The following is a 12,032-nucleotide window of genomic DNA, read 5'->3' as shown; positions in this document are numbered from 1 at the left end:
GAGTGGATTCCTGAAAACGTGATCAGACGCCGCCGGGCACGAGCGTGCGCACCGCGCACGGACGGCGCGGCACGCGGCCCGGCCGCGAGCGGCACGCGCGCCACCGGGGCGCGCGGACGACATCAATCAGATCGGAGTGTTTTCAGGCGGGGCGCGAGGCTGCGCGAGACGGATGCCCTTGCGGGGACAATCGGGAATGACGGGGGCGGCCGCGCGATAGCCAAACGTCCGCACGAAGCCCGGCAGCGCGGGCAGGCTCGTACCGAGCGCCACGTTCGCCGCGAAGCCGGGGCAGTACACGCAGTGCGGTACACCGGCATGATCGAACGACGCATCGTGATCGCCGCCCGCCTGCGCGAGCACGACCTGACGGACACCCGCTGCACTGCACAACTCGAGCGTGAGCTCGCCGGAGCCGCTCGGTGCGAGACGCGCATAGCCGATGACGGGCGACAGTACGTTCAGTACCAGCGCCAGCCATACGAGGCCGATCCATCGCGTCGTTCGTTGCATCGCGGTCCAGGAAAAAGTGCGCGCAAGTATAACAAGCGGCCCGATTGTTGCTAATTCCGCACGAGGCAATAGTCGGCATCACAGCGCACGTCAGAGTGCATGTGCCGTTAATACAACAGAGACAAAATCTAACGATTCGCCACTGGCATAAATCCAAGCGCGAGGTTGATAATCATCGAACCTGCTGGAGAAATGACCATGGACGAAAGACCAACTCGCATGCCACCGCCCGAGCAAGTGATGAGCCCGGATCCGGAACCCGTCGGCGTGGAATTCCTCGCCGAATTGCCCGATCACGTGCGGGCATTCTTCGACGAGCAGCACAAGCTGTACTCGCCGAAGTGAACGCCTGTTCGGTTCTGTAACCGCCACGTGTCGATCATCGCTATCGTGCGGTTCATCATTGCGCATCGCGCGCAACTCGCCTCGCACCCGGGCCGCAACAGCCTGACGGTGCCGGATCAGCTCGCCTGCTGATTCTCCTGTCGCGTCGCTACGCCGCGCGACTGTCTTCGTCTATCCTTCTGGTTTTCCACGTCCGGCCCGCCCGGCTCTCCCGATCGTTCCGATGAAGCAAGCCATTCGTGCCAGCCTCGCTGTCGCCGCGCTCGGCGTCGCCCTCTTTTCGTCCCCGCGCATCGCCGTTGCAGACGGCGACGACACCGCCCTCACCAACATCGTCGCGCTCGCGTCGCAGCGACTCGCGCTCGCCGAACCGGTTGCTCGATGGAAATGGGCGAATCACAAGGCAATCGAGGACCGGCCGCGCGAAGCGGCGCTGCTCGAATCGGTCGAGAAGCGCGCGGCAACGGCCGGCGTCGATCCCGCGTTCGCACGGACGTTCTTCGAGGATCAGATCGCCGCTAGCAAGGATGTGCAGAACGCCCTGTTCGCAACCTGGCGCGCGACGCGGCCGCCAGAAGGCGCGCCGCCCGATCTCGCGACCAGCACCCGCCCGGCGCTCGACCGGCTGACGCAGAAAATGCTCGCGGGGCTCGCGCAGGTTGCACCGCTGCGCGATGCGCCTGATTGTCAGGCGCGGCTCGCACGCAGCATCGCGAACTGGAAGACGCTCACGCGCTACGACTCCACGCAGACGCAGGCGCTCGACGCCGCGCTGTCGCATGTGTGCTCGGCCGGCGGCGCAAGCGCGATCGGCTGACGCAGCGGGCGCGGATCGCGCGGCCTCGCCGGACTAATCCGCTTGACCCGCAGGCGTGAGCGCGGCGAGCGGAATCAGTTGCAGGCCGCGCGCGAGATGCGTCTGCAGCAGGCGGTGGGTGAAGGGTTCGAACGCGCCGGCCATCCCGTCGGCCGCGAGGCGCGCGGCCGCGTCGAGCGATTCCACCACGCCGAGATAGCGCCAGCCATCGATCACATGAAACAGGCGGCGCTCGCCGCTCGCCTCGAACGCAACGGCACCTTCGAACGGCCAGGGGGCATTGCCGGCACGCGCGGTGTCGGCCGCAGGGCGCCGGTTGTACGACGGGCGCAGCCGGGCGATCCATTGCGCTTCGGCGAGCATCGCCCCCAGCTCGTTACCTGTCTCGCGCCATTCAACGCGCCGTACCTGCTGCGCAAGCCGCATCTCCTTCGACGACCGGCGCTCGCCCGTCAGCAGCGCGCGCAGCCGCTGCCGCACCCGTACGCTGCGGCCGACATACAGCGGCGCGTCGTCCTCCCCGAACATTGCGTACACACCGCACCCGGCCGGCGCGGTATCGAGCCAGGCTTCGGTCAGGTCGCCACCTAGACGGAAGTGGCGCGTCGTGCGTGCGATCTGGTCGCGCAGCCGCTCGAGCGGCACGATGTCGTGCAACTGGCGCCAGAACTGCCACAGGAGATCGGCATCCGCCAGCGCCCGGTGACGCGCAGCCGGCACGAGGCCGTGGCGTTCGATCAACGCGTCGAGCCCGTGCCGCGATTCACGCGGGAACAGCGCACGCGACAGCCGCACCGTACACAGCACGTCGGGATTGAATGCGAAGCCGGCGCGCTCGAATTCGGCCCGCAGGAATCCCCGGTCGAAGCTCGCGTTGTGCGCGACGAAAAGCTTGCCGTCGAGCCGCTCGAACAATGCCGGCGCCAGCGATGCAAACGACGGCGCGTCGCGCACCATCTCGTCCGAAATACCTGTCAGTTGCTGGATGAACGGCGGAATCGACTGCCCCGGATTGACGAGCGTCGTCCACGTCGACACGCCGAGCGGGCCGATTTCGACCACGCCGATTTCGGTGATGCGGTGTTCGGCGGGCGAGCCGCCTGTGGTTTCAAGGTCGACGAAAACGAGCGGCTGTTCGCTGGCGGGATCGGACGGACGGGGGAATTCAGACATGAAAAGACTGGGAAACGATGCTTTCGTGAGTATGCACCGGCATCCGTGTTCCCGGCCAGCCCGAACCGGAATGTTCCGTCCCCGGAAAGCAAAAAGCCCCCGCAATGCGGGGGCCGGACGTGATCGGCAATGCGTGGCGCGTCAGACCGCCTGGATATTCGCTGCCTGCTTGCCTTTCGGCCCGACTTTCACGTCGAACGAAACACGCTGGTTTTCCTTCAGCGTCTTGAAGCCGTCCATCTTGATTTCGGAAAAGTGCGCAAACAAATCTTCACCGCCATTGTCCGACGTAATAAAGCCAAAACCTTTAGCATCGTTAAACCATTTCACGATACCGGTATCCATGTCTTCGTTCCCCACTCGATTAGATCAAAAAAGCTATTTTTATAGCCGTTTCCCGAAATCCCGAAACATTGCGCCAGCACCCGCACCAGCACGCCGCCCGAGGACGGAGTGCTGACTTTATAAATTGGACAATCCAGGTGCGTCAAGAAAATTTTTAGCGATTCTTTTATCAAAAAAGCGCTAATGCCATTGGAATCGGTACACCATCACCTTTGATTAATTGATTTGCACCAAAAACCTGTCAACATTACCGGGGTGAGAGTTTCGATTATTTCAACCATGGAAATTCTACCGGGGACAAATCGCCTCGGTAAAATCCTCGGGTTTTTTCCGGGTTGCAGAAATGCGGGGACGTTGCGATGCTCACTCAACGCCGGAAGGAAGGAGAAGGTCATGTGGCTGGACGGAATCAAGCGCTTCGCGAGCCGGCTCGGGCGCGTACGCCGCAAGTCCCGCGCCCTGGCCGAGTCCGCGCGCGAAGCGCCGTGCGACACCGAATTCGATACGACCTGGCACGGCGATCACTGGCAGAACCTGCTCGCATCGCCCCTCGATGCCCGTCACTACGTGATGGAAGACTGGACCTACACGCCGCCCCCCAACGAAGCCAAGGAGGCCGCGCCTGCGGCCAAGCGCAAGCGGCGCTCGTACGCGCAGTAGCACGCGCAGAGGCGGGGCAAAAAAAAAGCGCGACTGGGAAGTCGCGCCGACAAAGGTTTGGAGATCTTTTCCGTCAACGAAAAAGTCTGCTTCGGAAAGCAGAGATCGCAGTATAACGAGAGAACAACCTTTCATTATCCATGCTCCACACAAACCTCTATTGCCGATGTGTCAATAATCGCGCTATCACCGCCATCGCCTGCTGCTGATTACCTGTCGCGATCACGCAACGCCCATTACGTAGTCCTGATCTCCACTTTCTTTCGCTGCACCGCCGCAAACCCTTGATGGGCAATCGTTTGCGCTGCTTCGACGATTTTTGCGGATTCCAAAATATATTATTGCTTAAAGCGTGACCCTTCCCCGCTTCACGCACTCCGTACACTGCAGATGGCTTTTTGATAAGCGCACCGCCGCTCTGCCGGACCGGCCGCAGCGTCAAGCAAAACATGCCAGTCCGCAGCAGGTTCGATCGACATCATCCTGTTTGGAGACAGATCCATGAAAAAAAACCTGATCGTCACCGCGTTGTCGGGTGTATTCGTTACGGCAGCCCATGCCCAAAGCAGCGTGACGCTCTATGGCCTGATCGACGCAGGCATCACCTACACGAACAATCAGGGCGGCCACAGCGCCTGGCAGGAAACGAGCGGTTCGGTCAACGGCAGCCGCTGGGGCTTGCGCGGCACCGAAGATCTCGGCGGCGGCCTGAAAGCGATCTTCACGCTGGAAAATGGTTTCGGCATCAACAACGGCGCGCTGAAGCAGAGCGGCCGGGAATTCGGCCGACAGGCCTTTGTCGGCCTCGCAAATGACACCTACGGCTCGCTGACGCTCGGCCGGCAGTACGACAGCGTCGTCGACTATCTCGGGCCGCTGTCGCTGACCGGTACGCAATACGGCGGCACGCAGTTCGCTCACCCGTTCGACAACGACAACCTGAACAACTCGTTCCGGATCAACAACGCGGTCAAGTACCAGAGCGCGAACTACGGCGGGCTCAAGTTCGGTGCGTTGTACGGGTTCTCGAATTCGACGTCGTTCGCGAACAACCGTGCCTATAGCGGCGGCGTGTCGTACAGCTACATGGGCTTCAACTTCGCTGCGGCCTATTTGCAGTTGAACAGCGACGTGAATGCGCTCGCGCAGGCAGCGACCGATCCGGGCGCAGTGACCGGCGAGTGGACTTTCGCATCGCGCGTGCAGCGTACCTGGGGCGGCGGCCTGAATTACGGGTTCGGCCCTGCCACGGTCGGCTTCGTGTTCACGCAGACGCGCCTCACCGGCATCCGCGCGATCAGCGCGGGCCAGTCCGGTGTGTCCGGCGGCATCACGGGCCTCGGCGGAACCGCGCGTTTCAGCAACTATGAACTCAACGGCCGCTACGCGCTGACGCCGGCACTGTCGCTCGCCGGCTCCTACACGTACACGCAAGGCCGCCTGGCCGGCGACAAGCCGACCTGGCACCAGTTCAACCTGCAAGCCGACTACGCGCTGTCGAAGCGCACCGACGTCTACCTGCAGGGCGAATTCCAGAAGGTCAACAATGACGGTCTCGACCTCGGCGCCAACATCAACGGACTGGGCGCCGCGTCATCGACCAACAAGCAGATCGCGGTCACGGCCGGCCTGCGTCATCGCTTCTGAGCGACCGGCACATCCGCTGCACGCCGGATGACGAAGCGCCCCATAGGGGCGCTTTTTCTTTGCCGGACTGCGCCGGGCGTCGCTCAGGCGTTGCCCGGCGCCGGGTAACGGACGTCGAGCACGTCGATCGGCTGCGGGCCGACCGGCGTCATCAGCATGACGGTATCGCCGATCTTCGCCTTGATCAGCGCACGCGCGACCGGCGAAATCCAGCTGACGCAGCCGTGGTCGAGATCGACCTCGTCGATCCCGACGATCGTAATCGTGTGATCCTCTCCGTCCGGCGTCTCGTAATCGACCGTTGCGCCGAAAAACACCTGGTCGACATTCTCCTGCCGGCTCGCATCGACGACTTCGGCAAGATCGAGCCGCTTCGTCAGGAAGCGGATGCGGCGATCGATCTCGCGAAGCCGCCGCTTGCCGTAGATGTAATCGCCGTTCTCCGACCGGTCGCCGTTCGACGCGGCCCAGGACACGAGCCGCACGACCTCGGGACGCTCGACGTCGATCAGGTTCAACAGTTCGTCCCTCAGCCGCTTGTGGCCGGCCGGCGTGATGTAGTTCTTCGCGCCGGCCGGAATCGCGGGCTGGGCCTGGTCCAGATCGTCGTCGTCGCCGTCCGACTCTTTGACAAACGCCTTGTTCATGATGCGGATTCAACATGGATGACTGATGCTCCAAGGGTACACGAAGGGCGCCCCGGCAAGGCCGTGCAGAACAATTCACGAATAAGGCTTCCCTTTTTATACAACCCTGCTATAATTTCGCTTCTGCGTGCGGCTGTAGCTCAGTTGGATAGAGTACTTGGCTACGAACCAAGGGGTCGTGGGTTCGAATCCTGCCAGCCGCGCCACTTTTTTCGAGGGCCTTCCGAACCGAAGGCCCTTTCAGTTCGAAGCAGTAGAAGTTTTGTTTTGCGTGCGGCTGTAGCTCAGTTGGATAGAGTACTTGGCTACGAACCAAGGGGTCGTGGGTTCGAATCCTGCCAGCCGCGCCATTTTTTTGGGGGCCTTCCCATCGCAGAAGGTTCCGACAGTCAAGCAGTACCGTTTTGCGTGCGGCTGTAGCTCAGTTGGATAGAGTACTTGGCTACGAACCAAGGGGTCGTGGGTTCGAATCCTGCCAGCCGCGCCACCTTAAAAGGGCTTTCCTCCGGGAAAGCCCTTTTTTCTGCCCCCACCTTCCCTCGCTCACAGCACGGCCACGGTTGCGCGGCACCCCTTTCCGGAAGAACGCAGGCCACGCCGAACGTTCGCCACGCCGGCCGCGCAAATGAAAACGGCGGCCAATGGCCGCCGTCGATCAATCATCCACCCGTGCGGGCAAGCGTCAATAGTCCTGACGCTCGCGCTCGATGCGCATGCCGCCGTCGTGGCGCGCATGCGCGCCGTCGTCGGTCGAACGCTCGCGCATGATCCGCATCACGTCCGGATTGGTTCGCACGCGCCGCATCACGTTCGCGAGATGCACGCGGTCGCTGACCTGGATCACGAAGCGCAGCACCGTCGACTCGTGCGTCAGATCCTCGTCCATCGCGATATGCACGATGTTTGCGTCGGCCGACGTGATGTCCGCCGCCACGCGCGCAAAGATGCCCTTGGTGTTCTTCACGAGCGCCTTCACCGCGACATCGAACAGGCGGCCCGGCTGCGGCGCCCATTCGACGTCGATCCAGCGGCCCGGATCGCGGCGATGAATACGCTGCGCGACGCGGCAATCGGTCGTATGAATCGCCATCCCCAGGCCGATGCCGATGTAGCCCATGATCGCATCGCCCGGAATCGGCCGGCAGCACGCCGACAACTGCACGGACATCCCTTCGGTGCCGGTAATCACGACCGGCGGCGCATGGTGTGCGGGATGCCGCTCGGACTTCGGCAGATCGTCGTCCGCGTCGCGGCCGCTCATCAGCACCTCGATGCGCTTGGCCATCACCGCGGCAACGCGACGGCCGAGGCCGATGTCCGCGAAGATTTCCTGACGGCTCTTGTTGCCCGTCCACTGCACGAGCTTCTCCCACACTTCCGGTTCGACATCCGCCAGCGCGAGACCATAGCCTTTCAGGCTCTGGTCGACCAGCCGTTCGCCAAGCTGCACCGACTCGTTCAGGCGCATCGTCTTCAGGTAGTGACGGATCGCCGAGCGCGCCTTGCCGGTACGCACGAAGCCGAGCCACGCGGGGTTCGGCTTCGAATACGGCGCGGTGATCACCTCGACGATGTCGCCGCTCTTCAGCTCGGTGCGCAGCGGCAGCAGCTCGTTGTTGATCTTCACGGCCACGCACTGGTTGCCGAGATCGCTGTGGATCGAATACGCGAAATCGAGCGCCGTCGCGCCGCGCGGCAGCGCCATGATCTTCGACTTCGGCGTGAACACGTAGACCGCGTCGGGGAACAGGTCGATCTTCACGTGCTCGAGGAATTCGCTCGAATCGCCGGCTTCGCTCTGGATGTCGAGCAGCGACTTCAGCCACTGATGCGCGCGCTTCTGCACGTCGCTGAGATCCGCGCTGCCGTTCTTGTACAGCCAGTGCGCGGCGACCCCCGCCTCGGCGATCTCGTGCATCTTGCGCGTGCGCACCTGGAACTCGATCGGCGCGCCGAACGGGCCGACGAGCGTCGTGTGCAGCGACTGATAGCCGTTGATCTTCGGGATCGCGATGTAGTCCTTGAACTTGCCGGGCACGGGCTTGTACAGCGCGTGCAGCGCGCCGATGCAGGTGTAGCAGTCGAGCGCGCTCTCGACGACGACGCGAAAACCGTACACGTCGAGCACCTGCGAGAACGACAGCTGCTTGTCGCGCATCTTGCGGTACACGCTGTAGATGGTCTTTTCGCGGCCGGTGATCTCGGCGTCGATCTTCGCGTCGGCCATCGCGCGCTGCGCGGCCTCGAGGATCTTGCTGATCACTTCGCGGCGGTTGCCGCGCGCAGCCCTCACGGCCTTCTCGAGCGTCGCGTAGCGATGCGGGTTGAAGTTCGCGAAGCTCATGTCCTGCAGCTCGCGATACGTGTTGTTCAACCCGAGGCGGTGCGCGATCGGCGCGTAGATGTCGAGCGTTTCCCGTGCGACGCGGCGGCGCTTTTCCATCGGCACCGCGCCGAGCGTGCGCATGTTGTGCAGGCGGTCGGCGAGCTTGACGAGAATGACGCGCACGTCGCGCGCCATCGCGAGCAACATCTTGCGGAAATTTTCCGCCTGCGCTTCCTCGCGGCTGCGGAACTCCATCTTGTCGAGCTTCGACAGGCCGTCGACGAGTTCGGCGACCTTCGGGCCGAACCGTTCGGCCAGCTCGCTCTTGGTCACGCCCTGGTCTTCCATCACGTCGTGCAGGAGCGCTGCCATGACGGCCTGCGCGTCGAGCTTCCAGCCGGCGCAGATTTCCGCGACGGCGACGGGATGGGTGATGTAGGGTTCGCCGCTCTGGCGATATTGACCGAGGTGGGCTTCGTCGCTGAAATGGAACGCCGCCTTGACCTCTTTGATTTCTTCCGGAGGAAGATACTCTGCAAGCACGGACGTCAGTTTCGCGATCGAAACGACGCCGTGCTTGCGCGGCTGCTCCGGTGTGGCGGTCGGCCCGAACAGATGCCGGAAGGACTGTTCGAGAACCGCGTCGATGTACTGGCGCGCAGGCGACTGGGCCGTGGCTTCGGTGGTCGAATCCGCGGAGGCGGACGATGGGGTGGTGCTCATATTCGCCTCCAGGTCGAGTCGTTGCGCGCGTGGATTACATGGCTGGAACGGGCCGGATGCGCGTTACACCGGCACCTTCTTCAGCATCTCGACGCCGACCTGGCCGGCAGCGATTTCGCGCAGCGCGACGACGGTCGGCTTGTCGCGGCTTTCGATCTTCGGCGTATGGCCTTGCGCGAGCTGCCGCGCGCGATAGGTGGCGGCGAGCGCCAGTTCGAAGCGGTTCGGGATTTGCTTCAGGCAGTCTTCGACAGTAATGCGAGCCATGGTGGTAATTCCTTCTGAATATAGTCCTTATTCTACCTTATGTCCCTCGTCCCCCGCGTCATTCCGCGTGGGGCAGATGGATGCCGAGCTCGATGAACAGCTCCGTGTGTCGCGCGTACTGCGAAGCAAAGCGCAGGCGCGTGGCCGCGACGATGCATTCGAGTTCCGCGAGCGCACGGTCGAAATTCTCGTTGATCACCACGTATTCCGCTTCGGACGCGTGTGCGATCTCGCTGCCGGCAGCCAGCAGGCGGCGCGTGATCACGTTCGGCTCGTCCTGGCCGCGCTTCTTCAGGCGCTCCTCGAGCGCGTCGAGCGACGGCGGCAGGATGAAGATGCCGACTGCGTTGCGGAACTGCTTCTTCACCTGCAGCGCGCCCTGCCAGTCGATTTCGAGCAGCACGTCGTGGCCGTTCTTCATCTGCTCTTCGATCCACACGCGCGACGTGCCGTAGTAGTTGCCGTGCACTTCCGCGCTCTCGAGGAATTCATGCGCCGTGTGGCGCGTGCGGAAATCCTCGACCGTCGTGAAGTGATAGTGCTGGCCGTCCTGCTCGCCCGGGCGCGGCTTGCGCGTCGTGTACGAGATCGACAGGCAGATGTCGCTGTCCTTCGACAGCAGCGCATTCACGAGCGTCGACTTGCCGGCGCCAGACGGCGCAATGACCATGAACAGGTTGCCGGGATAGACGCCCGCGTGAAGCGTATGCGCGTCGTGAGTGGGGTGGATCATCTTGCGTTACTCCAGGTTTTGCACTTGCTCGCGCATCTGCTCGATCAGCAGCTTGAGCGCCATCGACGCGTCGGCAAGTTCCTTCGCCGCCGCCTTCGAGCCGAGCGTGTTCGCTTCGCGATTCAATTCCTGCATCATGAAGTCGAGACGCTTGCCGACGCGGCCGCCCTTCTCGATCACATGGCGCGTTTCGTTCAGGTGCGCGGTGAGCCGCGACAGCTCTTCCGCGATGTCGATCCGGATCCCGTACATCGTCACTTCCTGACGAATGCGCTCAGCGGCTTCCTCGCGCGTGACAATCGTCGAGCTGCCTTCGGGCGCCGCGATGCCGAGTGCCTCCTGCAGCCGTTCGACGATCTTCTGCTGGTGCTTCGCGATCAGCTCCGGCACGAGCGGCGTGATGCGCGCGACGATCGCTTCCATCTCGGTGACGTTCGTCAGCAGCATCGTTGCCAGTTGCGCGCCTTCGCGCGAACGCACGACGACGAGCTCGCCGATTGCTTCCTTGCCGCACGCGAGCACGGCATCGCGGATCGCTTCCGCCGACACGCCGCTCTCGGCGATCACGCCGGGCCAGCGCAGGATCTCGCCCGCGCGCAGGCGGCCGACGCCCGGGAACGTGTCGAGCACCGAACGTTCGAGCTCGGCGAGCTGGCCGAGCGCCGACTGGTTCAGCGCGCCCGCGCCGATGCTCTGCTCGCCGCGCTGCAGGTTGATGCGGATGTCGACCTTGCCGCGCGACAGCTTGTTCATCAGCATTTCGCGCAGCGCGGGTTCGCACGCGCGCACGTCGTCCGGCATCCGGAAATTGAGGTCGAGGAAGCGCGAGTTCACGGTGCGCAGTTCGACCGACACGCTGGTGCCGCCGTTGCCGGTGGCCGTCGCGAGTTCGCGCGTCGCGCTCGCGTAGCCCGTCATGCTGTAGATCATGGTTCGTCTCGCCGTCTGGGTGCCCTCGCGGGCAGGGATATGTCGAGGCGCCCGGCGCATCGGAAAGCGCGGGGCGGGAAGCGCGCATTATCCCATTTTTGCGGACCACCTCGCCGGGCAAGCCCGCCGTTCAGCGCTAAAATCGGGGTTTCCTCTCGTTCCGCGATTCCCACATGACGTCCTCCGTTTCCCGCCCGAGCGGCCGCCGCGCCGACGAACTGCGCAAGGTCGCCCTCACGCGCCACTACACGAAACACGCCGAAGGTTCGGTGCTGGTCGAATTCGGCGACACCAAGGTGCTCTGCACCGCGAGCGTCTCCGAGCGCGTGCCCGACTTCCTGCGCGACCGCGGGCAAGGCTGGCTGACCGCCGAATACGGCATGCTGCCGCGCGCGACGCACACGCGCAGCGACCGCGAAGCCGCGCGCGGCAAGCAGACCGGCCGCACGCAGGAAATTCAGCGCCTGATCGGCCGTGCGCTGCGCGCCGTGTTCGACCTCGAAGCGCTCGGCCCGCGCACGATCCACATCGACTGCGACGTGATCCAGGCCGACGGCGGCACGCGCACGGCGAGCATCACCGGCGCATTCGTCGCCGCGCACGACGCCGTGTCGACGCTGATCGCGGCCGGCAAGCTCACGCGCTCGCCGATCACCGACCACGTCGCCGCGATCTCGGTCGGCGTGTACGAAGGCGCGCCCGTGCTCGACCTCGATTACGCGGAAGATTCGCGCTGCGACACCGACATGAATGTCGTGATGACGGGCGCCGGCGGCTTCGTCGAAGTCCAGGGCACGGCCGAAGGCGTGCCGTTCTCGCGCGCCGAGATGAACGCATTGCTCGACCTCGCGCAAGGCGGGATCGCCGAACTCGTGCAGCTTCAGAAAGACGTGCTGGGCGCCTGAC

13 protein-coding genes and 3 tRNA genes are annotated in these 12,032 nt (G+C 63.8%); 8 read left to right on the top strand and 8 right to left on the bottom strand.

Annotated features, from left to right (window positions below):
• Positions 1–126: 126 nt before the first annotated feature.
• Entirely contained in the window at positions 127–513 is a 387-nt protein-coding gene (locus ACPTTF_RS05070) for a DUF2946 domain-containing protein (protein WP_423370461.1), read from the bottom strand.
• A 198-nt stretch (positions 514–711) separates the two neighbouring features.
• On the opposite strand from ACPTTF_RS05070, the gene ACPTTF_RS05065 reads away from it, so the two are divergent.
• Positions 712–858: a hypothetical protein gene (locus tag ACPTTF_RS05065; RefSeq protein ID WP_006756195.1), complete on the top strand. Its 147-nt coding sequence runs from the start codon at positions 712–714 to the stop codon at positions 856–858.
• Between the two features lie 223 nt (positions 859–1,081).
• Positions 1,082–1,675, top strand: coding sequence for a chorismate mutase (locus ACPTTF_RS05060; protein WP_166957399.1), 594 nt, complete (start codon positions 1,082–1,084; stop codon positions 1,673–1,675).
• Between the two features lie 33 nt (positions 1,676–1,708).
• On the opposite strand, the gene ACPTTF_RS05055 is transcribed toward ACPTTF_RS05060, so the two are convergent.
• Together ACPTTF_RS05055 and ACPTTF_RS05050 are read right to left on the bottom strand one after the other, a co-directional pair.
• Positions 1,709–2,848, bottom strand: a complete 1,140-nt coding sequence (locus ACPTTF_RS05055; protein WP_166957397.1) for an exonuclease domain-containing protein — start codon at positions 2,846–2,848, stop codon at positions 1,709–1,711.
• 141 nt (positions 2,849–2,989) lie between these two features.
• Positions 2,990–3,193: a cold-shock protein gene (locus ACPTTF_RS05050; protein WP_011351289.1), complete on the bottom strand. Its 204-nt coding sequence runs from the start codon at positions 3,191–3,193 to the stop codon at positions 2,990–2,992.
• A 393-nt stretch (positions 3,194–3,586) separates the two neighbouring features.
• Here ACPTTF_RS05050 and ACPTTF_RS05045 point away from each other — a divergent pair, with 393 nt between their 5' ends.
• Together ACPTTF_RS05045 and ACPTTF_RS05040 are read left to right on the top strand one after the other, a co-directional pair.
• Positions 3,587–3,853, top strand: a complete 267-nt coding sequence (locus ACPTTF_RS05045; protein ID WP_043181783.1) for a hypothetical protein — start codon at positions 3,587–3,589, stop codon at positions 3,851–3,853.
• Between the two features lie 501 nt (positions 3,854–4,354).
• Positions 4,355–5,500 carry a porin gene (locus ACPTTF_RS05040; RefSeq protein WP_423370460.1) on the top strand — a complete coding sequence of 382 codons (1,146 nt, stop codon included), beginning with the start codon at positions 4,355–4,357 and terminating at the stop codon, positions 5,498–5,500.
• Positions 5,501–5,583: 83 nt separating this feature from the next.
• Here ACPTTF_RS05040 and greB read toward each other — a convergent pair whose 3' ends face one another.
• A complete protein-coding gene (greB, locus tag ACPTTF_RS05035; RefSeq protein WP_423370459.1) occupies positions 5,584–6,147 on the bottom strand; it encodes a transcription elongation factor GreB in 564 nt (187 codons plus the stop codon).
• Positions 6,148–6,276: 129 nt separating this feature from the next.
• Between greB and ACPTTF_RS05030 the strand changes: the two genes are divergently transcribed.
• The 3 genes from ACPTTF_RS05030 to ACPTTF_RS05020 all read left to right on the top strand — a co-directional run bounded on the left by ACPTTF_RS05030 (position 6,277) and on the right by ACPTTF_RS05020 (position 6,634).
• A tRNA-Arg gene (locus tag ACPTTF_RS05030) sits at positions 6,277–6,353 on the top strand.
• Between the two features lie 67 nt (positions 6,354–6,420).
• Positions 6,421–6,497, top strand: a tRNA-Arg gene (locus tag ACPTTF_RS05025).
• Between the two features lie 60 nt (positions 6,498–6,557).
• Positions 6,558–6,634 (top strand) — tRNA-Arg (locus ACPTTF_RS05020).
• 195 nt (positions 6,635–6,829) lie between these two features.
• Here the strand turns inward: ACPTTF_RS05020 and ACPTTF_RS05015 are convergent.
• The 4 genes from ACPTTF_RS05015 to ACPTTF_RS05000 all read right to left on the bottom strand — a co-directional run bounded on the left by ACPTTF_RS05015 (position 6,830) and on the right by ACPTTF_RS05000 (position 11,126).
• The gene (locus tag ACPTTF_RS05015; RefSeq protein WP_166957389.1) at positions 6,830–9,196 is read right to left on the bottom strand and encodes a RelA/SpoT family protein; all 2,367 of its coding nucleotides are present in this window, start codon (positions 9,194–9,196) and stop codon (positions 6,830–6,832) included.
• A gap of 63 nt (positions 9,197–9,259) precedes the next feature.
• Positions 9,260–9,463: a DNA-directed RNA polymerase subunit omega gene (gene rpoZ, locus ACPTTF_RS05010; protein ID WP_006025620.1), complete on the bottom strand. Its 204-nt coding sequence runs from the start codon at positions 9,461–9,463 to the stop codon at positions 9,260–9,262.
• A 58-nt stretch (positions 9,464–9,521) separates the two neighbouring features.
• The gene (gmk, locus tag ACPTTF_RS05005) at positions 9,522–10,196 is read right to left on the bottom strand and encodes a guanylate kinase (protein ID WP_166957387.1); all 675 of its coding nucleotides are present in this window, start codon (positions 10,194–10,196) and stop codon (positions 9,522–9,524) included.
• Positions 10,197–10,202: 6 nt separating this feature from the next.
• Positions 10,203–11,126 (bottom strand): YicC/YloC family endoribonuclease, encoded by a 924-nt coding sequence (locus ACPTTF_RS05000; protein ID WP_175951626.1) that lies wholly within the window; start codon positions 11,124–11,126, stop codon positions 10,203–10,205.
• A 173-nt stretch (positions 11,127–11,299) separates the two neighbouring features.
• Here ACPTTF_RS05000 and rph point away from each other — a divergent pair, with 173 nt between their 5' ends.
• Positions 11,300–12,031, top strand: a complete 732-nt coding sequence (rph, locus tag ACPTTF_RS04995; protein ID WP_059695881.1) for a ribonuclease PH — start codon at positions 11,300–11,302, stop codon at positions 12,029–12,031.
• The last annotated feature ends 1 nt before the right edge of the window (position 12,032 follow it).

The sequence above is a fragment of the Burkholderia crassaminum genome (genome assembly GCF_964265005.1).
GTDB lineage: Bacteria > Pseudomonadota > Gammaproteobacteria > Burkholderiales > Burkholderiaceae > Burkholderia.
This window is presented reverse-complemented; position numbering and strand designations above follow the sequence as displayed.